Genomic DNA, 19,975 nt, shown 5'->3' on the forward strand with positions numbered 1-19,975 from the left:
CCGGTGGCTGCCGTTTTTGGAGCGATTCCGCAGGGAGGCGTAGGCCGGACGAGGACTTAGCGAGAAAAACGGCAGCCGCCGGCGACCCGCCGCTACGCCGAAGCAAAACCCGATGGCGACAGCCGAGCCGGCAACCGCTCCATGCGGCGAAGCTGCTCAGAGCATGGGCACGCGCAAGCGGGCCAACCGACGCGAAGACTGTCGCACGCGTGCGAAACCCCCTTCCCCTCCGCACCGGCACGCGCGATGATCGGCCGGGGTTAAAGAGGGGGCGTACCGCATGTCGCACGCGCAGGATCAGCAACTCGAACGGCTGACGTTCTTTTCGGATGCCGTCTTCGCCATCGCCATCACCTTGCTGGTGATCGAAATCCATGTGCCACATCCCGCGGATCGCAGTGACGGCGCCTGGGTACAGGCGCTTGTCGAACTCACTCCGCACTTCGTGGGCTTCATCCTCAGCTTCATCGTCGTGGGCGCGCTATGGGCGGCCCACCACCGCGTATTCGGCATGCTTCGCCATTACGACCCGTCGATCGTGTGGCCAAACCTGTTCCTCCTGATGGCCATCGCATTCATGCCGTTCTCGTCGGCATTGATGAGCGCACATCCCACCGAGCGCGTTCCGGAGTGGTTCTACGCAGGCACCTTGTTGGTGGCGGGACTGCTTCAGTTCCGGCTGATCAAGCGGGTCCTCCGGGTGCCCTTCCTCCGGGAAGACGTCACGGAAGACGTTATCGCCATGTTGCGGCGCCGGGCCCTGGCGCTGCCGTCGATGGCGATCCTTGCAGGCGTCCTGGCCATCTGGTGGCCGGGTCCGAGCAATCTGCCCCTGATGCTCATGCCGCTGGTTGTGCGGGTGTTTGCGGCCATGGCGAAGAAGAGGACTGTCGAGCCCGCGCTTGACACGGAGTGACGCGGCTCAAGCCAGCGTGGTCAGTTCGACCGGCACGATGGCGTCGCCGCTGATGATCTGGGCCTGGCCGTCCTGCACCATGAACTGGATCTGCATCGTGCGCTGCGTGAGCGCGGCAAGCGCATCGACCGTGGCGGGAGCGATATCGATGACGGAGACGTTTTTGGTCCGGGCCACGGCGGCCGAGGTCTTCTTCCACCAGACTTCGGCGCTGCGTCCGCTGTAGCTGTAGACGATCACCCGCCTGGCGCGTCCGGCGGCGCGGCGGATGCGCTGCTCGTCTGGCTGGCCGATTTCGATCCACAGGTCCACGTCGCCGGTCAGCTCCTTGCGCCACAGGTCCGGCTCATCATCCGAACTGAGGCCTTTGCCGAAGACCAGGTCCTCGTCGGCATTCAGCGCGAACGCGAGCACCCGCACCATCATCCGGTCGTCGGTTTCCGACGGGTGCTGGGCGATGGTCAAAGCGTGGGACTGGTAGTAGTGCCGGTCCATGTCGCTGACCTGCAGTTCGGCCTTGAAGACCGTGGATTTAAGTGCCATGAGGTGCCGCTCGCTTTCGATGCCGGACGCAGAGCGTACATGAGGAAACGGCTACTTGTAGGCCGAGTTGGCAAGCGTTCCGCATTTTCGGCCCCGGTTCAAGTTTCGCCGCTGGCGAAGCGTAGTTTCCAGGAAGCCGCAGGGTGCGGCGCGTGGAGGACATCATGAAACGATTATTTGGTTTTTGCGCACTACTACTCTTTGGGGGCCACGCGATGGCTGCGTGCAACACAGCGGCCCTTTCTGGCTCCTTTATAGGCAAGACGTCAGGCAGTATTGGGTTGAACCTTGCGCCCTTCAGTTCGATTGCGAGCGCCCGGATGTTCGGTAATGGGCAGGGAGAAGCGGAAATTTGGGCCAATTTCGCGGGTCTCACTGGCCCAGTAGTACACCTGACTCATCAGCCCATTACCTACACGGTTACGAACGCAGCGGACGGCAGTTCGAACTGTGTGTGGAAGATCATAGTCGTGTACGGCAACTTCCTACAGCTCTCATACATCGGGGTCATGGGACCGGACGCGGACGAGATCTTCGTCTATACCGAAACGCCGGCCACATCCGTCACCGGAATCGTAAAGAAAACGGCTGAACAGCCTTAGCTCGGCGCATGCAGCCGATAAAGCAGTTCAGCCTCGGTAAGCGAGATGCCGCAGGTTTCCGCGATGTTCTGCGGCGACGCGCCCTGTCGTGCAAGGCGTTGGGCGAGGGCCAGCGCACGGTCGCTTGTGGCGCTCGGTTCGCTCGCGACGGTGACGGCCGGTTGGCGGCGTACCTGGTCCTCGATGTCGCCCAGGCGGTGATCGAGGCGGCGGAGCATGTTGGCCAGGGTTTCGGCGGGGATCGCCGGCTCGGCTGGAGCCTGCGCGGGAGCCGCGGCGGCTGGGGCCGCTGGCTCCTTGTGCGTTGACGGCCGAGCCGCGTCGTCCAGCCTGCGGAACAGGAATAGCAGGCCGACGAGGTTGAGGACCGCGAGGGCGATCAGCACGTATCCGATGGCGGCGTTCATGCAGGTGGGACTCCGTTGGGTCGCCGGACACGGTAGCGCAATGTGGCATCGCGAAAAAGCGGTGGATCAGGCGCGGCAGAGCTTCTGGACGTCGACCAAGGCGATGAAGCCGTCGTCGCGGGTGATCACGCCGCTGACCGGGTCGTCGCGGCGCTCGGCGCGGCCCGGGGGTGGCGGGGCCACGTCGTCGGCCTCGAAGGTGAGCATGTCGCCGATCACGTCGATGCGCATGCCGACCACGCTGCCGCCGTCATCGAACACGATGACGCGGCGGGACTCTTCCGTGCCCTCCTCGATACCGCCATCCAGGCCGAAGCGGCGGCGGCCGTCGAGCACCGGCACGATCTGCCCGCGCAGGTTGACGATGCCGAGCACGTCGTCCGGAGCGCCGGGAACCGGCGTGATGTCGCCCGGGCGGATCACTTCGCGCACGCTGGCGAGGGATACCGCGTAGCGCTGCCCTTTCAGGGAGAAACCGAGCCAGGCACCATGCCCGTCGTGTTGGGGTTGGGTCATGGGCCCAGCTCCTTTTCCAGCCATTCGATGAGTGCGGCCACGTCGACCACGCCGCATTTGGGTTCCGGCGACATTCCCGCCAGCCACGGGCGCGTGGCTGCGCCGCGGCGCCACTGGATCGTGTCCGGCGGCAGTTCCACCGGCTCCTCGTCCACCACGCAGGCCAGGGCCCAGGTGCGGTCGCGCAGGATCACCAGCGTCATGACGGGCGCGCCGCGGAGGTCGGGCGAAAGCACGGCCGCGAGGTCGGCCACGCGCGCTTCGCCACTGGGGTGCCGCCAACGGCCGAGGCAGACCGGATTGCTGGAGTTCGGCGGCGTCAGCGGCGGCATCGGTATCACGTGGGTGACATCCGCCATGGGCACGGCCAGCTTCACTCCCGCGGCCACGCACAGCAGGTAGCGGCAGGCCGCATCGCGCGCCGGCGCGGAGATCGGCGTGTTCCGCCAGGGTTCGAACGCCACGACCTTCACCTCGGTCGGGGGCACCGGCAGGCTTGCGGCGACCGGCGTCAGCAGGTCGGCGAGGTAGTCGGCGACGATCTGTTCGGCATCTTGCATGGCGCGCATCACGCGGCGGCGTCCGTCACGGACGGCACGGGCATGGCCAGCAATTCGTCGAGCAGCTGGCGATACGCCAGACCGCCCCGGCGCGCCGCCGGCCACGCGGCCAGGGGCACGCCTGCGGCGCTCGCTTCGCGAATCTGGGTATCGGTGGGAATCACCGACTGGCTCACGTCGTCGCCGTATTGCTCGCGCAATTGCACGAGGCAGGCACGCGAGGCATGCGTGCGCGCGTCGTACAACGTGGGCACGATCGTGCGCGGTATCGGTTTGCCCCGCGAGCGCTCGATCATCGACAGGCTGCGCAGCATCCGCTCGAGGCCGGCCAGGGCCAGCGCTTCCGTCTGCGTCGGCACGAGCAGGCGATCGCTGGCCGCGAGTGCGTTGACCATCAGCACGCCGAGCGTCGGCGGGCAATCGAGCAGCACGTTGTCGAAGTCGGAGGACAGCTCCGCCAGTGCCTGGCTCAGCACGAGCCCCATGCCGGGCCGGGCGCCGAGCTGCCGGTCCAGCGTGATCATGGCGGCGGAGGCCGGCAGCACGCTGAGCCGGTCCCACTGCGTCGCGTGAACCAGGGTGCGTACCGGCAACGGGTTGGCGCCCACGCTGAAGAGGTCGTACACGCTGCCGTGCGCGCCGCCTTCCACGCCGACATAGCCGGACAGCGACGCGTGCGGATCCATGTCGACCAGCAGCGTGCGTTTGCCCGAGTCGGCGAGCAGGCTGCCGAGCGCCACGGTGGTCGTGGTCTTGCCGACGCCGCCCTTCTGGTTCGACACCGCCCAGACGCGCATCACCCGGCCCTCGTCGCGACGTGCGCGACATCGCTGTAGAAACGCGCCGGCGCAGCCTTGTCGCTCATCACCACGATCAGCACGCGGCGATTGCGATTGCGGCCGTCTTCCGTGGCGTTGTCTGCAGTGGGACGGAACTCGCCCCAGCCGACGATGCCGACGCGATGCGGGTCGACGCCGGTAATGGTGAGCAACCGCGCCACGGTCGCCGCACGGGCGGCCGACAATTCCCAGTTCGAGGGAAAGGTGGCCGTCGCGATGGGCGTGTTGTCGGTATAGCCCTCGATGCGCATGGCGTTCGGGAAGGGCGCGAGAATGCCTGCCAGCTTGCGCAGCACGTCCTCCGCCGGTGCCTGCAGCTTCGCCACGCCGACCGGGAACAGGATATCGGTGCGCACTTCGATTTCGAGCCAGTCCGGCGTCTTCCGCACGCTGACCATGCTCTTGTCGATCAGCGGCTTCATCGCCCGCTGCACTTCGTCGGAAATCTGGCTTAGGCTCGCGTCCTCGGTCTTGCCGATCGCCGTGTTGGCCGCGGACGCGGTATTGACGCTGGCCGCTTCCTGGCGTTCGGGTGCCGCGCCTTCGTGGCCCGGCAACGGCAGGTTGCGCGGCGGAATCGGCACGTCGATCTTCGCGATCGGCGCTGCCGAGGGCGCGCGCGACTGGTTCGGCAAGGGCACCTGGGCGGCCGGCGTCGCCTCGCGGATCGGCTCGATGACCTTGCCGGTGCCGTTGAAGGCTTCGTTGATGGACTGCGCCATCACGCGGAACTTCGTTTCGTTCACCGCCGACACGGCGTACATCACCACGAACAAGGCGAGCAGCAGGGTGATCAGGTCCCCATAGGGGATCGCCCAGCGCTCGTGGTTGATGTGTTCCTCGTGGTGGCGGCGCTTCACGACAGGAATCCCTGCAGCTTGCTCTCGATGTGGCGGGGGTTGTCGCCCTGCGCGATGGAAACCAGCCCTTCGACCAGGATCTCGCGCATCTGCGAACGGCGCCGGGCGAGTCCCTTCAGGCGCGAAGCCATCGGCAGCGCCAGGAGGTTGGCGAGACCGATGCCGTAGATGGTGGCGACGAAGGCCGCCGCGATGCCGTGGCCGAGCTTGCTCGGATCGGCGAGGTTCTGCATCACCGACATAAGACCCATGACGGCGCCGATGATGCCCATGGTGGGCGAGTAGGCGCCGGCGTTCTCGAACACCTTGGCGCCCTCGATGTCGGTGTGCTCGCGCGCGAACACCTCCACTTCGAGGACGGAACGCATGGCGTCGGGCTCGGTGCCATCCACCAGCAACTGGAGGCCCTTGCGGATGAAGGGATCGCCTTCGCGCTCGATCGCAGGCTCCAGGCCGAGGAGGCCGGTGCGCCGCGAGATTTCGCTCCACCCGACGATGCGGCTGACCAAGTCTGCGGATTCGATATCGGGCGGGCGGTATACCCAGGGCAGCATGCCCCAGGCGCGCTTGAGTACGGCACCCGGCGTCTGCACGAGCAGGGCCGCGAAGGTGCCGACGAAGACGATGATGAACGCGGCCGGATTCCACAGGGCGTCGAGGCTCGAGCCCTTGAGGATGGTGCCCAGGATGATGACCACGAAGGCCAGGATCGTTCCGACGACGCTCACGATATCCATATCAGACAGCCATCCTCAGGGTAGGCAGGACCTGGCCGCCGTCTTCGGCGAGGCCTGCGAGATCGAGCACGAGCGAAATCCTGCCGTCGCCGGTGATCGTGGCGCCCGCCACGCCGGGCACATCCTTGAGGAACGGCCCCAGCGGCTTGGCCATGACGTCTTCACGTCCAAGCACCTCGTCGACCAGGCAACCGAGGGTCTGGTGGCCGATCTGCACGACCACCACGTGGCCGCCCTTCCCCGCGGCACCGGCCCAGCGGCCGAGATCGGCCAGGGGCAGCGCGCGCTGGCGATGGGACGCGACGATACGGCCGTCGAGTTCCTGGATCTGGCCGGGCACGAGTTCGAACACTTCGGCCACGTTGGACAGCGGCAGCGACAGCAACCGGTTGCCCACGCGCACCATCAGCACGCGCAGGATCGCGAGGGTGAGCGGCACGGAGAGGCGCACCGTGCTGCCGTGCCCGACGCGGGAGTCGATCGACAGCGTGCCGCCGAGTTCCACGATCTTCGTCTTGACCACGTCCATACCGACGCCGCGGCCGGAGATGTCGGAGACCTGGCTGGCCGTGGAGAAACCCGGGCGGAACACGATCTCGTAGCATTCTCGCTCGTCGAGGCGCGCGGCCTGCTCCTCGTCCATCAAGCCCTTTTCGACGGCCTTGCGGCGCAGGACCTCGGGGTCCATGCCCTTGCCGTCGTCGGTGACGGTGATGACGATGCGGTCGCCGAACTGTCCTGCGGCGAGACGGACCGTGCCCGAGCGCGGCTTGCCCTCGCGCTCGCGCACCTCGGGCATCTCGATGCCGTGGTCGACCGAATTGCGCAGCAGGTGAACCAGCGGGTCGGCCAGCGCTTCCACCACGGTGCGGTCGATGTCGGTCTCTTCGCCTTCGGTAACCAGTTCGATCTCCTTGCCCAGCTGGCGGGCGAGATCGCGGACGATGCGCGGGAATCGTGAGAACAGCTTGCCCACCGGCTGCATGCGCATGCGCAGCACGGCGTTCTGCAGGTCTTCGGCCACGCGCTCGAGTTCGCCGATGGCGCGTTCCATCGGGTCGTTGGTGCCGCGCGGCGCGAGGTTGGTGAGGCGGTTGCGAACCAGCACCAGTTCGCCGGCGGCATCCACGAGGCTGTCGAGACGGCTGGTGTCGACGCGGACGGTGGTGTCGGCGGTGGAGGCCGTGCGTTTTTCGGCGGGTTGGGATTTCGGTGAGGCTGTTGCGGGTGCTGCCGCAGGCGTGGGGACCGGGGCGAAAGGCGTCGCGGACAGGTCCGCTCCTACAGGAGCCGTTGCCGGGACGGCGGCGGTGCCGGGGGCGGCGGTGCCGTGGAGGCTGTCGAGCAGGGCTTCGAACTCGTCGTCGCTGATGGTGTTGCCGGCGGGCGGCGCGACGGGAGCGGCAGCCACCGGAGCGGATTCGGGCGCGGAGGCATCCGGTTCGGCGCCGGGCGCGCCGGTGCCATAGAGCGAATCCAGCAGGGCTTCGAACTCGTCATCGGAGATCGTACCGGACGATGCCGGTGCCGGGTCGCGCTCGTTGCGCGCGGCGTCGAGCATCGCCTCGAATTCGTCTTCGATGGGATCGTAGGGGCGCGACGGGACGGCGGCCGCCGCGGGAGCGGCGACCGGTGCGGACAGCGCCACCGGAGGCGCGGAAACGGCGCGGCCCGGGATCAGCAGGCGATCGAGCAGCGAACGCGGGGCGGCGTCGAGCGGCAGGCCGCCATCGGCGGCCCGCATCATGTCGTTGAGGAGGTCGAGCGACTCCAGCAGCGCATCCATGAAGCCTGCGTTGAGCACGACGGCGCCGTTGCGCGCTTCGTTGAGCAGGTCCTCGGCGCGATGGCAGAGCTCCACCATCGGATTCAGGCCGAGGAATCCCGCACCGCCCTTCACGGTGTGGAACGCGCGGAATACCGCGTTAAGCAGGTCGGTGTCGCCCGGCGACGACTCGAGGTCCACGAGCTGTTCGCCCAGGCTCTCGAGCAGTTCGCGTGCCTCGATCAGGAAGACATTGAGCAGCTCGTTGTCCAGCTCCACGCTCATAGGGCGCTCAGAAGCCGAATTCGCTGAGGAGGCGATCCACTTCGTCCTGGCTGACCTTGTCGGCGGGCGGTGCCGCACCGCCCGCGAGGGAGCCGGTCAGGCGCACCAGTTCCACCAGCGAGGACTCGACCTTGGCCATGAAGGCCTCGACCTGGGCCACGCGCTGGCCGGAGAGGTCCTGCCACGACTGTGCTTCCACCATTTCGCCGAAGCCGATATCGCAGCTCTGCGCGAAATCGCCCACGCGCACGGCCAGGGCCGTGGCGTTGGCGCCGAACGCGGGATCGGCGGGATCGAGCACCAGCACTTCGTCGGCCTGGCGCGCCAGCGCCTGGGCCTGCGGGCGCAGCTTCTCGCTGAAATCGAGCGTGCGATGGGCGGCCTGCGAACTCATCTCGAGCACGTCGCGCAGGTGCTTGCGCGCGTCGCCCATGTTGCCCGGCACGCCGTCGTTGGAGATGTCGGCGGCGAGGCGGCGCGCGGACTCGTGCAGGTCGCGCGCGAGGTGGCCCAGGGCCAGGAACAGGTGCTGTTCGCGCGTGCGCAGGAGGCGGTCGAGCGCCTGCTCGAAGGCGGCCGGATCGTCGGCGTCGAGCAGTTCGCGCAGTTCGGGTGCCACGTCATGGCCGGTGGTAAGCATCGTGTTCATCGTCGTTCCTTAGCCTGCGGCCGCAGCGAGACGTTCGAAGATCTTGTCGAGTTTTTCCTTCAGCGTCACCGCGGTGAAGGGCTTGACGACATAGCCGTTCACGCCGCTCTGCGCGGCGGCGATGATCTGGTCGCGGTTGTTCTCCGCGGTGACCATCAGCACCGGCAGCGATTTCAGCTGTGCATCGGCGCGGATCGCCCGCAGCAGGTCGATGCCGGTCATGTTCGGCATGTTCCAGTCGGTGACCACGAGGTCGATCGGCTGCGCGCGCAGCAGCGCCAGCGCCGCGTTACCGTCCTCGGCCTCCTGGATCAGGGTGTTGGTGAACCCCAGCTCCACCAGGAGGTTCCTGACGATACGTCGCATGGTGGAGAAATCGTCCACCACGAGGATCTTCATGTTCTTGTCCAAAACTTCTCTCCGCCTTGCTACCGCGCGTTCGTCAATGCTTGTCTTTCCAACCCGACATGCGTGCACGGAGGCGAATCAGGGCCTGGCCGTGGATCTGGCACACCCGCGATTCGCTCACACCCAGCACCGCACCGATTTCCTTCAGGTTGAGCTCTTCATCGTAGTACAGCGACATGACCAGCTTTTCGCGCTCGGGCAGCCCATCGATGGACTGCGCCAGCGCGTCGCGCAGGCCTTCCTGCTCGAACAATCCGTCCGGACCCGCGGCATCCGGGTCGGCCACGTCGATCGCCGCGCCCTCGTCGCCTTCCGGCGCCGTGAGGCTCAGCAACCGCGCGCTCGCCGCGTCGGCCAGGATCTGGTTGTATTCCATGGCGTCGATGCCCAGCCGCTTCATCACTTCGGCGTCTTCGGCGTCGCCACCCGTCTCGTTTTCGATCTGCCTCGTCACCTCCGCGACCTCGCGCAACTTCCGGTGGACGGAGCGCGGGGTCCAGTCCGTCTTGCGCAGTTCGTCCAGCATGGCGCCACGTATGCGGATGCCCGCATAGGTTTCGAAGCTGGCCGCGCGAGTCGGCGAGTAATTCCTTGCGGCCTCGAGCAATCCGATCATTCCGGCCTGCATGAGGTCGTTCGCATCCACGCTCGGCGGCAGCCTGCCCATCAGGTGATAGGCGATACGGCGCACCAGCGGCGCGTGGGTTTTTACCAGTTGATCCGCCGGGATACGCGTGATCTCGAGATATTCGGTCGCGACGCTCACAGTGGCAGCCCTCCTCCCAAGTGGGACCGCTCGGCGAAAAAGCCGATGCGGCCCTGTGCCCGGGGCTCGGGTTCACCCCATGTATCGACCGACCGGGCCAGATTCTTGAATCCGATCGCGGACCGGCTGCTCGGCCAGGCGTCGACGACGGCCGACTGGCGCCGGATGGCCTGGCGCAGGTATTCGTCGTGCGGGACCATGCCCATGAAATCCAGGGATACGTCGAGGAACCGGTTGGTCACCCGCGACAGCTTCTCGAACAGCTGGCGGCCCTCCTGGGCATGGCGGACCATGTTGGCCACGATGCGGAAGCGGTTGACCGCGAACTCCCGGCTCATCACCTTGATCAGGGCGTAGGCGTCGGTCAGCGAGGCCGGCTCGTCGCAGACCACCACCACCACCTCGTCCGAGGCCGCCGCGAACATGGACACGCTGTCGGAAATGCCGGCGGCGGTGTCGACGATGAGGTATTCGGGCGCCAGCGGGTACTCATCGAAGGCGCGGATGACCGCGGCATGCTCGATGTTCGGCAGCTGGGCCATGCGCCGCGTGCCCGAGGTGGCCGGGATCACCTTCAGGCCGTGCGCGGCTTCGAGGATCAGGTCCTCGATGCGGCACTCCCCTTCCAGCATGTGACCCAGGTGGCGGGTAGGCTGCAGGCCGAGCAGGACGTCGATGTTCGCCATGGCGAGGTCGGCATCGAGCAGGAGGACGTCCCGGCCGCCCATCGCCAGCGCCATGCCGAGGTTGACCGCCACCGTGGTCTTGCCGACGCCGCCCTTGCCGCCCGCGATCGCGATGCTGCGGGTGGGGCGACGGTCGGCGAGCCAGTTCAGTCCGGCGGCCTGGGTGGAATCGGCGTGTGTGCTCATGAAGGAAGTCACTGCCCCTGTCTTTCTGTCTGTGTCCGTGAGGCCGCTCAGGCCAGGGCCGGCGTCGCCGTGCCGAAGCGTTCGGCCAGCAGGGCGTCGTCGGGTTCTTCGTTGCGTTGCTTCAGCCGCTGGGCGGCGAGGCAGACGAGCTTGCGCGCATCGGCCGTGGCGATGTCCTCGGGCACGCGCTGCCCATCCGTCGTGTAGTCCAGCGGAAGATCGTGGCGAATGAGGGCCGAGAGCGCGCCACCGATCAGCGGTGCCTCGTCGAGCTTGGTGAGGATGGCGCTTTGCGGCGCCAGCGGCGCATAAGCGCGGATGGCGCTGTCGATGGCCTGGGCCTGCGCGTTGGCGGCGAGCACGAGGCATACGCGCACGTCCGAAGTTGCGCGCAGCGTGTCGAACTGCTGCTGCAGCTTGGGATCGTTGCCGGCCAGGCCGGCCGTGTCCACGAGGACGGTGTGCTTGCCGCGCAGTTGCAGAAGCACATTGCGCAGGCTGGTGGCGTCGTGTGCATTGAAAACGCGCACGCCGAGCAGGCGGCCATAATGTTCGAGCTGCGCCCCGGCACCGATGCGGTACTGGTCGGCACTGATCAGCGCGACGTTCGACGCGCCATGGCGCAGCACCGCGCGGGCGGCGAGCTTGGCGATCGTCGTGGTCTTGCCCACGCCGGTCGTACCCACCAGTGCCGTGATGCCGCCGCCCACGGTGTCGAAGTTGCGTCCGCTGGCGCGGATGTTGCGCGAGAGGAGGCCCAGCGGCAGGTAGCGGGCCTGGTCCGGGGTCATGCCCGGCGGCAGCTCGGCGCACAGCGCGCGGGCCACGTCGCCGTCGATGCCAAGGCGGGTCATCTCGCGCAGCACGCGGGCACGCAGCGGCTGCTCGCGATCCATCTGGTTCCACGCGAGGGTCGAGAGCTGTACTTCGAGCATCTCGCGCAGGTTGGTGATCTCGGCACGCACGCCGTTCACGGCGGCGTCGTTGTTCGGCGCCACGGTGGCTGCGCGGACCACGTCGGCCACGCTGGCGGCGAGCGCCGCGCTGGACTGGCGCTGCGGCGCGTTGGCGTTGTCCTGCGCGCCGGAGCGCGAGGCACGTTCCACGGCGGCGGCCGTCGCGGCGCGGGCCTGGTCGATCCGCGCGGCGCGATCGGCTTCGTCGCGGATGGCGCGCATCGGCGCTTTCTCTTGCTTCGCCGGCGGCTCCAGGCCGAAGCCGGCTTCGCGCACCAGGGCTTCGTCGTAATCGAGGGCAGCGATGATCTCGATGCCGTCGTCCAGCCGGCGGGTGGACAGGATCACGGCATCCGGGCCCTGTTCGTCCCTGACCTGGCGCATGGCCTGGCGCATGTCGGGAGCAACGAATCGTTTGATTTTCATGCGTGCGATCCTGTCTTCGTCCTATCGTCCGAGGGCCGTCACCAGCTTGACGCGTCGGTTGTCCGGAACCTCGTTGTACGCAAGCACATGCAGGTTTTGGGCCACATGCCGGGTGAAGCGTGAAAGCCACGGACGAAGTGCCGGCGAGACGAGCAGGACCGCCGGTTCGCCGGCCGCTTCCTGGCGCCGCGCCGCGTCGGCAACGCTCTGCTGCAGGCGATCGGCCAGTCCCGGCTCGACGGCCGCGCCGGCGGGACCGCCGCCTTGTAGGGATTGCAGCAGGATCTGCTCCAGCTCCGGCGCCAAAGTAATGACGGGGACTTCCGTACCGAGGCCGGCGATTTCCTGGACGATCTGTCGGCCGAGGGTGACACGCACCGCCGCGGCGAGGACGCCTGGATCCTGGCTCTGCCCCGCGTGCTCGGCCAGCGATTCCACGATGCCGCGGAAGTTGCGGATCGGCACGCGTTCGGCGAGCAGGTTCTGCAGCACCTTGACCACTACGCCGAGCGACAGGCGCTTCGGCACCAGGTCTTCCACCAACTTCGGCGTCTGCTGGGCCAGACGGTCCAGCAACTGCTGCACGTCCTGGTGGCCGATGAGTTCGTGGGCGTGGTTCTGCAGGATGTGCGAGAGGTGCGTGGCGATCACCGTGGCCGGATCGACCACCGTGTAACCGAGCGTCTGCGCGTGCTCGCGCAGGCCCGGCTCGATCCACACGGCGTCCAGGCCGAAGGCCGGGTCGCGCGTGGCGATGCCGTTGATCGTGCCGTGCACGCGGCCCGGATCGATCGCCAGCATGCGCTCGGTATGGATCTCGGCCTCGCCCATCGGCACGCCCATCAGCGAAATGCGGTAGCCGTGCGGTGCGAGGTCGAGGTTGTCGCGGATATGCACCGAGGGCACCAGGAAACCCAGTTCCTGCGACAGCTTGCGGCGCACCGACTTGATCCGTGCCATCAGCTCCCCGCCCTGCGCCTTGTCGACCATCGGGATGAGGCGATAGCCGACTTCCAGGCCGATGGTGTCCACCTGGGCCACGTCTTCCCACGAGAGTTCCAGCCGCTCGGCCGGGGGCACCGACTCCAGCGCCAGTTCCGTGCCCGGTGCGCCCGTACCGGAGGCGACGCCGGCAGCGGCTTCCATCTGGTGCTGGTGCAGTTTCCACGCGCCGAAGCCCGCGATCGCCGCGAGGATCAGGAACGGAAGGTTGGGCATGCCCGGAATGAGGCCCATGATGCCGAGCACGGCGGCGGCGACGGCCAGCGCCTTCGGCTGGCCGAACAGCTGTCCCATGACGTGCTTGCCCATTTCCTGGGACTTCGACACGCGGGTGACGATCACCGCCGTGGCGATGGACAGCATGAGGCCAGGCACCTGGGCGACGAGGCCGTCGCCGATGGTCAGAAGCGTGTACGTGCGTGCGGCTTCCGCGGCCGAGAGCCCGTGCTGCAGCATGCCGATGAAGAAGCCGCCGATGATGTTGATGGCGAGGATCAGCATGCCGGCGGTGGCGTCGCCGCGGACGAACTTGGACGCACCGTCCATCGAGCCGTAGAAGTCCGCTTCCTCGCGCACTTCCTGACGCCGCTCGCGCGCCTGCTCCTGGGTCAGCAGGCCGGCATTGAGATCGGCGTCGATGGCCATCTGCTTGCCAGGCATCGCGTCCAGGGTGAAGCGCGCGGTCACTTCCGACACGCGGGTCGCGCCCTTGGTCACCACCACGAAGTTGATGATGGTGAGGATGGCGAACACCACGAAGCCGACGGCGAAGTTGCCGCCGATGACGAACTCGCCGAAGGCCTCGATCACCTTGCCCGCGGCGCCGGGACCGTTGTGGCCGTGGAGCAGCACCACGCGGGTCGACGCGATGTTCAGCGCCAGGCGCAGCAAGGTGGCGAACAGCACCACCGTGGGAAACGAGGCCAGTTCCAGCGGACGCATCACGTACATCGTGGCCAGCAGGATCACCAGCGACAGCGCGATGTTGAAGGTGAACAGCAGGTCCAGCACGAACGGCGGCAAGGGCAGCATCATCATGCCGAGCATGATCAGCATCGCCAGCGGTGCGGCGATGCCGCGGCGCCCGATCTGGCGGAACGTGCCCATGAAGGTGGTGCTGGCTGCCATCGTCAGTTGTCCATGCGGTAGGGACCCATGAGATCAGGGTCGATGTCCTGCTTCGGGAGGTCGGGCGGGAGATCGCCCATCGCGATCGCCTGCTTCAACCGGAACACGTAGGCCAGGATCTGGGCAACGGCGATGTAGAGCGCCGAGGGGATCTCGCGTCCGATTTCCGTCGTGTGATACAAGGCGCGTGCCAACGGCGGGGCCTCGACCACCGGAACCTTCGCACCGCCCGCCACGTCGCGGATCTGCTGGGCGATCACGTCCACGCCCTTGGCCACCACGCGCGGCGCGCCCATGCGGTCTTCGTCGTACTTGAGCGCCACGGCGAAGTGGGTCGGATTGGTCACGATCACGTCCGCCGTCGGAACGTCTTCCATCATCCGCCGCCGCGCCATCTGGTGTTGCATCTGACGGATTTTCGACTTCAGCTCCGGGCTGCCCTCGTTTTCCTTGTGCTCGTCCTTCACTTCCTGCTTGGTCATCTTCATCTTCTTGGTGAAGCTGAATTTCTGCCATGGCGCATCGACGAGGGCGATGGCACCGAGGGCGCAGGCGAAGACGAGGGAGGCGTGGCCGAGGATGCCGAGAGACAGGGAGATGCCGTTAGCCACGGGTCCGGTGCCGGCGGTGTACATCTCCTGCGTGGAGCGGCGCAGGAACCAGACCAGCGCGCCGCCGATCAGGATCAGCTTGAGCAGCGACTTGCCGAGCTCGACCAGGCCGTTCATCGAGACGAGCCGCGAGAAACCCTTGACCGGATCCAGCCGGTCGAATTTCGGAACGAGCGCCTGGCCGGAGAAATTCAGTCCACCCATCAGGGCGGGCGCCGCGATGGCGGCGACCATGGTCACGGCGAACACCGGGCCAAGCAGGCGCAGGCCTTCGCCCGCGGCCGTCATCAGTGCGTGGCTGAGGCCATTGGCGGCGAACAGGTCGTCCCGCGAGTAGCGCAGTCCCACGTGCATGATGTTGGCGGCGTGCACGGCCATCTGTTCGCGCGAGGCGATGATCGTGGTCACGCCCGAGAGCACCACCACGGCCGTGGAAAGGTCGCGCGAACGCGGAAGATCGCCCTTCTCGCGGGCTTCGCGCAGGCGTTTGTCACTAGGGGTTTCGGTGCGGTCTTCCTTATCGGTCTCGCTCACGCGACTACCTCCCGATAAGCCCGCGCATGGTTTCCCACGCGTCGGTCTGCAAGGAATCGAACGCACCCGGGAGGGCGCGCAGCGCGAGCCATACGGCCAGCAGGCCGAGGCAGATGGTGATGGGGAAACCCACCGCGAAGAGGTTCATCGACGGTGCCGAGCGGCTGATCGCGCCGAAACCGAGATTCACCACCAGCGAGGCGGTGAGCGCCGGCAATGCCACGCGCACCGCGCCGGTGAAGAGGTGGCTGGCGAAACCGAGCACGCCCCACACGCCGTCGGCGCCGACGCCCTGCTGGCCCACCGGCAGCGTGCGGAAGCTGTCGGCAAGCAGCGAGATGAGCTGCAGGTGGCCGTTCATCACCAGGAACAGCAGGGTCACCAGCATCGTGTAGAACTGGCTGAGCACGGGGGTGGTGCCGCCGACGCCCGGATTGACCGTTTCCGCAAAGCCCAGGCTCATCGCCTGGGACACGATCTGCCCGCCGAACGACACGGCTTCGAACACCAGCTTGAGGATGAAGCCGAGCGACGCGCCCACCAGCACCTGCTGGGCCAGCGTCGCGATGCCCTGGGCCGACAGCGGTCGGATGTCCAGCGGCGCCAGCGGGGCGAGCGCCATGGTCAGCAGCAGGGCCAGGCCGATGCGGATGCGCGCCGGGATCATCGTGGCACCCAGCACCGGCGCCACGAGCAGCAGGCCGGAAATGCGCGCCAGCGCCCAGCACGCGCTTCCGACCCAGGCTTCGAGCTGGCCGAGGTCGAACGGCATCAACGCACCGCCTGGGGCAGGTTCTCGATGAGCGTACGGGTGAATTCCACCAGCGTACGCAGCATCCAGGGGCCGGCGATGATCATCACGAGGGCCATGGAGATCAGCTTCGGGATGAAGCTCAGGGTCTGTTCGTTGATCTGCGTGGCCGCCTGCACCATACCGATGATGAGACCCACCGCGAGCGCCGTGAGCAGCAGTGGCGCGCCGATCAGCATCGCGATGTGCAGGGCCTGCTGGCCGAAACCGATGACCGATTCGGGCGTCACTGGAAGAAGCTCCCGGCGAGCGTGCCAAGCAGCAGGGTCCAACCGTCGACCAGCACGAACAGCATGATCTTGAACGGCAGCGAGATGATCATGGGCGAGACCATCATCATGCCCATCGACATCAGCACCGACGCCACGACGAGGTCGATGATGAGGAATGGGATGAACAGCAGAAAGCCCATCTGGAAGGCCGTCTTCAGTTCGCTGGTGACGAAGGCCGGCAGCGCGACGCGATACGGCACGGCGTCCTTGTCGGCGTAAGGCTGCTCACCCGCCAGCTTGGTGAAGAGCTGGAGGTCCGGCTCGCGGGTCTGCTCGAGCATGAAGTGACGGAACGGCGCGGCGGCCAGCGGCAGGGCGTCCTGCACGCTCATCGTGCCGTCCATGTACGGCTTGATGCCCGCGTCGTACGCCTTGTTCAGCACCGGCGTCATCACGAACAGCGTGAGGAACAGCGACAGGCCGAGGATCACCTGGTTCGGCGGCGTGCTGTTCGTGCCCAGCGCCTGGCGCAGGAAGCCCAGCACGATGACGATGCGGGTGAACGAGGTCATCATCAGCAGGATCGCCGGCAGCGCGGTCAGCGCCGTCATCAGCGCCAGCATCTGGATCGACAGCGACCAGGTCTGGCCGCCGTTCGTGCCCGGCTGCACGTTCAGTACCGGGATACCGGGCTGAACCTGATCGGCGGCGAAAACAGCGATGGGAAACAGGAAAAGCACCAACATCACCACCCACCGGTCGCCCCTGCGCAGGCAGGGGCCCAGCGACTTGCGCGCTATGGATGAAGTCACTGGGTTCCCGCCTTCGCGGGAACGACGATGAAAACCGTACTTCATGGACGCTTCCACTGGCTGAGCACGTCGCGGAAGCCGCGTACGGAGGGCGCCTGTGCGCGCGCTGCCGGATCGTCCTGCACCGGCGTTTCCAGGACGTGCAGGGTACGCAGGCCGCCGGTCGGCGAGGCGCCGACCAGGAGCTGGGTGCCACCCACTTCGAGCAGCACGATCTTTTCCTTGATGCCCAGCGGCATCGATTCGATGACGCGGATCTTCCGCCCACCCGGCCGGACATGCGCCTGGGCGCGGCGGCTCAGCCAGCCGACGAAGAAGATGAGCGCCACGACGCCGAGCAGGCTGACCAGGACACGCAGCAGTTCCGCGCCCGAGTCGACTGCCGGCGTCGTGGCCGGCGCCGCCATCAGGGCGCAAGGAAGCAGGCCGCCCGACAGGGCGGCGAGGGTACGGCGCATCGGGATCACCGCAGCTTGCGGACGCGCTCAGCCGGGCTGATCACATCGGTCAGCCGGATACCGAACTTCTCGTTGATGACGACCACTTCGCCGTGGGCGACGAGGGTGCCGTTGACGAACACGTCGAGGGGTTCGCCGGCGGCGCGGTCGAGCTCGACCACCGAGCCCTGGTTGAGCTGGAGCAGGTTGCGGATGCTGATCTTCGTGCGACCGACCTCCATGGCCATGGTGACCGGCACGTCGAGGATGACGTCCAGGTTCACCTCGTTGCCGAGACCGATGGAGGACGCAAAGGCTGCGTCGCTGCCGGCTTCCAGTTCGTCGAGGGTGGTTTCGTTCATGTCGGCTCCGAGAGGCCAGTGCTGGGTGCAAAGCCTTCAAAGCAAGCGGCGTGCCATGGGGGCGGAACAACGTGGCGATGTGATTTTGAAGCCACATCAGCCACTTGCGAGCGGCTCGGCGGGACGTGCAAAAAGGTGACGCGGCACGGCAGACGGAAACCTGACGCTCGACGGCAGTTAGTCACCGCGACGGGTCATTGACGGGACACCCCCAACTCCGCCGTAGGAGCGCGCCTGCGCGCGACATGTTTTGAGGCCGAACCCTGGAGCTGGCGCGCAAGCTTCGGAACTGAGGCGAAAAGATGTCGCGCGCGGTGCGCGCTCCTACAATACCGTTGCCGTCAGGCCGGCTCGGTCATCGGCTGGACGGGCACCGGGGTGGACCGCGGCGCGCTACGGCGCAGCAGGGATTCGAACTGGACGGCCTTGTTGCCATTCGAATTGGCCATGCGGCCGCGGAAGATCGGCACGTCCTCGGCGAAGACAGTTGCCGTTTCCGGCAGGCTGATGGGAATGACATCGCCCTTGCGCAGGTGCAGGAAGTCGCCGATGGTGAGCCTCGCCTCGGCCAGCATCGAGGTGATCTCCACCTCGGCATCGAGGATCTCCTCGTGCAGGTTCTGGATCCAGCGCTCGTCGCGCTCGGCGCGGTCACTCTGCACGCCGGCGTCGAGCAGCTCGCGGATCGGTTCCACCATGGAATACGGCAGCGTCAGGTGCACTTCGCCGCCACCGCCGTCCAGCTCGATGTGGAACCGCGACACGACCACGGTCTCGGTGGGGCTCACGATGTTCGCGAACTGCGGGTTGATCTCCGAGTTGAGGAACTCGAAGTTCATCTTCAGCACGGGCGCCCAGGCTTCCGCCATGGCGCCGAAGGCTTCCTGCAGCACGATCTGGATCACGCGGTTCTCGGTGGGCGTGAAATCGCGACCCTCGATACGCGCGTGGTAGCGGCCGTCGCCGCCGAAGAAGTTGTCGATGACGGTGAAGACCAGGCGCGGCTCGAACACCATCAGCGCGGTGCCGCGCAGCGGCTTGATGCGGATGAGGTTGAGGTTGCTGGGCACGGCCAGCGAGTGCACGTACTCGTTGAACTTGGTCATCTTCACGCCGAGGACCGACACCTCGCACGCCTTGCGCAGCACGTTGAACAGGTTCGCGCGGAAGTAGCGTGCGAAACGGTCGTTGACCATTTCCAGCGTGGGCAGGCGCCCGCGGACGATGCGGTCCTGCTGGGTGAAATCGTAGTCCTGGATGCCGCCGGGCGGCGGAAGTTCGACCTCGGTCTCGACCGCGCCGCCTTCCACGCCGGCCAGCAGGGCATCGATTTCTTCCTGGGTGAGGATGTCGCTCATGGCCGCGCGCCCGTCACTGCATGATGAAGCTGGTGAAATAGACGGCGTCGACGCCCGGGCGGCCGATCTTTTCCTTCAGCACGCGCTGGATCTCGGCCAGGGCGGCCGCTTGCAGCTTCTGCTTGCCCTTCACGTCGGAGAGGGTCTTGACGTCCTGCGCGGAGAACAGCATCAGCAGCGCGTTGCGGATTTCGGGATCGGCTTCCTTCGCCGCGGCGATCGCTTCCGGGTCATAGGACATGACGTTCACGCCGACCTGGAGGAAGCGCAGCGCCGCCGCATCCTGGAAGTTGACGACGAAGGCGGGATCGAGCTGGAGATAGATCGCCGGCTTCGACTTCACCGCCGCGCCTTCCGCCGTGGACTTGCCACCCTTCATCAGCATCCAGCCGCCCAAGCCGCCGGCAACGAGCACGATCAGCGCGCCGATGAGCAGCAGGCTGCCCTTCTTTTTCTTCTTCGGAGTGCCTTCGGTGGCTTCTTTGGGTGCTGCGGCCATGCGGGATAAACCTCTTGCGAATGCGTTGATGCGTGGAGCTTACAGGTGACGTGCAATCGTCGTGCCAGCCCGAAACGTCGAAACTTTGACTGTAGGAGCGCG

Annotated in this window: 24 protein-coding genes; 2 read left to right on the forward strand and 22 right to left on the reverse strand. The window is 66.8% G+C overall.

The genetic code is table 11. The annotated features are described in order from the left end of the window. Positions 1-280: 280 nt before the first annotated feature. A complete protein-coding gene (locus tag ACR9ZH_RS05475) occupies positions 281-916 on the forward strand; it encodes a TMEM175 family protein (protein WP_481289752.1) in 636 nt (211 codons plus the stop codon). A gap of 6 nt (positions 917-922) precedes the next feature. Here ACR9ZH_RS05475 and ACR9ZH_RS05480 read toward each other — a convergent pair whose 3' ends face one another. Beyond that, the gene (locus ACR9ZH_RS05480) at positions 923-1,459 is read right to left on the reverse strand and encodes a YaeQ family protein (protein ID WP_481289753.1); all 537 of its coding nucleotides are present in this window, start codon (positions 1,457-1,459) and stop codon (positions 923-925) included. Positions 1,460-1,623: 164 nt separating this feature from the next. Here ACR9ZH_RS05480 and ACR9ZH_RS05485 point away from each other — a divergent pair, with 164 nt between their 5' ends. Then, positions 1,624-2,061 (forward strand): hypothetical protein, encoded by a 438-nt coding sequence (locus ACR9ZH_RS05485; RefSeq protein ID WP_481289754.1) that lies wholly within the window; start codon positions 1,624-1,626, stop codon positions 2,059-2,061. Here the strand turns inward: ACR9ZH_RS05485 and ACR9ZH_RS05490 are convergent. The 21 genes from ACR9ZH_RS05490 to ACR9ZH_RS05590 all read right to left on the reverse strand — a co-directional run bounded on the left by ACR9ZH_RS05490 (position 2,058) and on the right by ACR9ZH_RS05590 (position 19,873). Continuing rightward, on the reverse strand, positions 2,058-2,468 hold the full coding sequence (locus ACR9ZH_RS05490; protein ID WP_481289755.1) for a DUF2802 domain-containing protein: 411 nt from the start codon (positions 2,466-2,468) through the stop codon (positions 2,058-2,060). The two genes, ACR9ZH_RS05485 and ACR9ZH_RS05490, sit on opposite strands and share 4 nt — an antisense overlap. Positions 2,469-2,534: 66 nt before the next feature. Further along, entirely contained in the window at positions 2,535-2,984 is a 450-nt protein-coding gene (locus ACR9ZH_RS05495; RefSeq protein WP_481289756.1) for a chemotaxis protein CheW, read from the reverse strand. Further along, on the reverse strand, positions 2,981-3,553 hold the full coding sequence (locus ACR9ZH_RS05500) for a chemotaxis protein CheW (RefSeq protein WP_481289757.1): 573 nt from the start codon (positions 3,551-3,553) through the stop codon (positions 2,981-2,983). Before ACR9ZH_RS05500 ends, ACR9ZH_RS05495 begins: the two co-directional genes overlap by 4 nt. Then, complete coding sequence (locus ACR9ZH_RS05505; RefSeq protein ID WP_481289758.1) at positions 3,553-4,341, reverse strand: ParA family protein; 789 nt, start codon at positions 4,339-4,341, stop codon at positions 3,553-3,555. The genes ACR9ZH_RS05500 and ACR9ZH_RS05505 overlap by 1 nt, the downstream gene beginning before the upstream one ends. Then, positions 4,341-5,243, reverse strand: a complete 903-nt coding sequence (gene motD / locus ACR9ZH_RS05510) for a flagellar motor protein MotD (RefSeq protein ID WP_481289759.1) — start codon at positions 5,241-5,243, stop codon at positions 4,341-4,343. The genes ACR9ZH_RS05505 and motD overlap by 1 nt, the downstream gene beginning before the upstream one ends. After that, entirely contained in the window at positions 5,240-5,980 is a 741-nt protein-coding gene (locus ACR9ZH_RS05515; protein ID WP_481289760.1) for a flagellar motor protein, read from the reverse strand. Before ACR9ZH_RS05515 ends, motD begins: the two co-directional genes overlap by 4 nt. Position 5,981: 1 nt before the next feature. After that, complete coding sequence (locus ACR9ZH_RS05520) at positions 5,982-8,030, reverse strand: chemotaxis protein CheA (RefSeq protein WP_481289761.1); 2,049 nt, start codon at positions 8,028-8,030, stop codon at positions 5,982-5,984. Between the two features lie 7 nt (positions 8,031-8,037). Further along, the gene (locus tag ACR9ZH_RS05525) at positions 8,038-8,679 is read right to left on the reverse strand and encodes a protein phosphatase CheZ (RefSeq protein ID WP_481289762.1); all 642 of its coding nucleotides are present in this window, start codon (positions 8,677-8,679) and stop codon (positions 8,038-8,040) included. A 9-nt stretch (positions 8,680-8,688) separates the two neighbouring features. Further along, the gene (gene cheY / locus ACR9ZH_RS05530; RefSeq protein WP_481289763.1) at positions 8,689-9,090 is read right to left on the reverse strand and encodes a chemotaxis response regulator CheY; all 402 of its coding nucleotides are present in this window, start codon (positions 9,088-9,090) and stop codon (positions 8,689-8,691) included. Between the two features lie 31 nt (positions 9,091-9,121). Then, entirely contained in the window at positions 9,122-9,853 is a 732-nt protein-coding gene (locus ACR9ZH_RS05535) for an RNA polymerase sigma factor FliA (RefSeq protein ID WP_481289764.1), read from the reverse strand. Continuing rightward, positions 9,850-10,725, reverse strand: coding sequence for a MinD/ParA family protein (locus tag ACR9ZH_RS05540; protein ID WP_481289765.1), 876 nt, complete (start codon positions 10,723-10,725; stop codon positions 9,850-9,852). The genes ACR9ZH_RS05535 and ACR9ZH_RS05540 overlap by 4 nt, the downstream gene beginning before the upstream one ends. A gap of 47 nt (positions 10,726-10,772) precedes the next feature. Beyond that, positions 10,773-12,107 (reverse strand): flagellar biosynthesis GTPase FlhF, encoded by a 1,335-nt coding sequence (gene flhF, locus ACR9ZH_RS05545; protein ID WP_481289766.1) that lies wholly within the window; start codon positions 12,105-12,107, stop codon positions 10,773-10,775. Positions 12,108-12,128: 21 nt separating this feature from the next. Continuing rightward, the gene (gene flhA, locus ACR9ZH_RS05550; protein ID WP_481289767.1) at positions 12,129-14,237 is read right to left on the reverse strand and encodes a flagellar biosynthesis protein FlhA; all 2,109 of its coding nucleotides are present in this window, start codon (positions 14,235-14,237) and stop codon (positions 12,129-12,131) included. Positions 14,238-14,239: 2 nt separating this feature from the next. Beyond that, positions 14,240-15,382 (reverse strand): flagellar biosynthesis protein FlhB, encoded by a 1,143-nt coding sequence (gene flhB / locus ACR9ZH_RS05555; RefSeq protein WP_481289768.1) that lies wholly within the window; start codon positions 15,380-15,382, stop codon positions 14,240-14,242. A gap of 4 nt (positions 15,383-15,386) precedes the next feature. Further along, on the reverse strand, positions 15,387-16,154 hold the full coding sequence (gene fliR, locus ACR9ZH_RS05560; protein ID WP_481289769.1) for a flagellar biosynthetic protein FliR: 768 nt from the start codon (positions 16,152-16,154) through the stop codon (positions 15,387-15,389). Next, complete coding sequence (gene fliQ, locus ACR9ZH_RS05565) at positions 16,154-16,423, reverse strand: flagellar biosynthesis protein FliQ (RefSeq protein WP_427459038.1); 270 nt, start codon at positions 16,421-16,423, stop codon at positions 16,154-16,156. The genes fliR and fliQ overlap by 1 nt, the downstream gene beginning before the upstream one ends. Further along, positions 16,420-17,151, reverse strand: a complete 732-nt coding sequence (fliP, locus tag ACR9ZH_RS05570; protein WP_481289849.1) for a flagellar type III secretion system pore protein FliP — start codon at positions 17,149-17,151, stop codon at positions 16,420-16,422. Before fliP ends, fliQ begins: the two co-directional genes overlap by 4 nt. 107 nt (positions 17,152-17,258) lie before the next feature. After that, positions 17,259-17,675 carry a flagellar biosynthetic protein FliO gene (gene fliO / locus ACR9ZH_RS05575; RefSeq protein WP_481289770.1) on the reverse strand — a complete coding sequence of 139 codons (417 nt, stop codon included), beginning with the start codon at positions 17,673-17,675 and terminating at the stop codon, positions 17,259-17,261. A gap of 5 nt (positions 17,676-17,680) precedes the next feature. Further along, complete coding sequence (gene fliN / locus ACR9ZH_RS05580; RefSeq protein ID WP_481289771.1) at positions 17,681-18,016, reverse strand: flagellar motor switch protein FliN; 336 nt, start codon at positions 18,014-18,016, stop codon at positions 17,681-17,683. Between the two features lie 341 nt (positions 18,017-18,357). Then, entirely contained in the window at positions 18,358-19,374 is a 1,017-nt protein-coding gene (fliM, locus tag ACR9ZH_RS05585; RefSeq protein WP_481289772.1) for a flagellar motor switch protein FliM, read from the reverse strand. 13 nt (positions 19,375-19,387) lie between these two features. Beyond that, on the reverse strand, positions 19,388-19,873 hold the full coding sequence (locus tag ACR9ZH_RS05590) for a flagellar basal body-associated FliL family protein (RefSeq protein WP_481289773.1): 486 nt from the start codon (positions 19,871-19,873) through the stop codon (positions 19,388-19,390). Positions 19,874-19,975 lie beyond the last annotated feature (102 nt).

The organism is Luteibacter sp. SVR4-7G, assembly GCF_056755555.1.

Bases quoted from the DNA above. Each gene is read 5' to 3' on its own strand.
- fliR (WP_481289769.1), bottom strand. From the start codon at position 16,154: ATGCCGTTCGACCTCGGCCAGCTCGAAGCCTGGGTCGGAAGCGCGTGC.
- fliN (WP_481289771.1), bottom strand. From the start codon at position 18,016: ATGAACGAAACCACCCTCGACGAACTGGAAGCCGGCAGCGACGCAGCC.
- ACR9ZH_RS05490 (WP_481289755.1), bottom strand. From the start codon at position 2,468: ATGAACGCCGCCATCGGATACGTGCTGATCGCCCTCGCGGTCCTCAAC.
- fliM (WP_481289772.1), bottom strand. From the start codon at position 19,374: ATGAGCGACATCCTCACCCAGGAAGAAATCGATGCCCTGCTGGCCGGC.
- ACR9ZH_RS05520 (WP_481289761.1), bottom strand. From the start codon at position 8,030: ATGAGCGTGGAGCTGGACAACGAGCTGCTCAATGTCTTCCTGATCGAG.
- flhF (WP_481289766.1), bottom strand. From the start codon at position 12,107: ATGAAAATCAAACGATTCGTTGCTCCCGACATGCGCCAGGCCATGCGC.
- flhA (WP_481289767.1), bottom strand. From the start codon at position 14,237: ATGGCAGCCAGCACCACCTTCATGGGCACGTTCCGCCAGATCGGGCGC.
- ACR9ZH_RS05515 (WP_481289760.1), bottom strand. From the start codon at position 5,980: ATGGATATCGTGAGCGTCGTCGGAACGATCCTGGCCTTCGTGGTCATC.
- ACR9ZH_RS05485 (WP_481289754.1), top strand. From the start codon at position 1,624: ATGAAACGATTATTTGGTTTTTGCGCACTACTACTCTTTGGGGGCCAC.
- ACR9ZH_RS05495 (WP_481289756.1), bottom strand. From the start codon at position 2,984: ATGACCCAACCCCAACACGACGGGCATGGTGCCTGGCTCGGTTTCTCC.
- ACR9ZH_RS05590 (WP_481289773.1), bottom strand. From the start codon at position 19,873: ATGGCCGCAGCACCCAAAGAAGCCACCGAAGGCACTCCGAAGAAGAAA.
- ACR9ZH_RS05525 (WP_481289762.1), bottom strand. From the start codon at position 8,679: ATGAACACGATGCTTACCACCGGCCATGACGTGGCACCCGAACTGCGC.
- ACR9ZH_RS05480 (WP_481289753.1), bottom strand. From the start codon at position 1,459: ATGGCACTTAAATCCACGGTCTTCAAGGCCGAACTGCAGGTCAGCGAC.
- ACR9ZH_RS05475 (WP_481289752.1), top strand. From the start codon at position 281: ATGTCGCACGCGCAGGATCAGCAACTCGAACGGCTGACGTTCTTTTCG.
- ACR9ZH_RS05540 (WP_481289765.1), bottom strand. From the start codon at position 10,725: ATGAGCACACACGCCGATTCCACCCAGGCCGCCGGACTGAACTGGCTC.
- ACR9ZH_RS05500 (WP_481289757.1), bottom strand. From the start codon at position 3,553: ATGCGCGCCATGCAAGATGCCGAACAGATCGTCGCCGACTACCTCGCC.
- fliP (WP_481289849.1), bottom strand. From the start codon at position 17,151: ATGTTGGTGCTTTTCCTGTTTCCCATCGCTGTTTTCGCCGCCGATCAG.
- ACR9ZH_RS05505 (WP_481289758.1), bottom strand. From the start codon at position 4,341: ATGCGCGTCTGGGCGGTGTCGAACCAGAAGGGCGGCGTCGGCAAGACC.
- fliO (WP_481289770.1), bottom strand. From the start codon at position 17,675: ATGCGCCGTACCCTCGCCGCCCTGTCGGGCGGCCTGCTTCCTTGCGCC.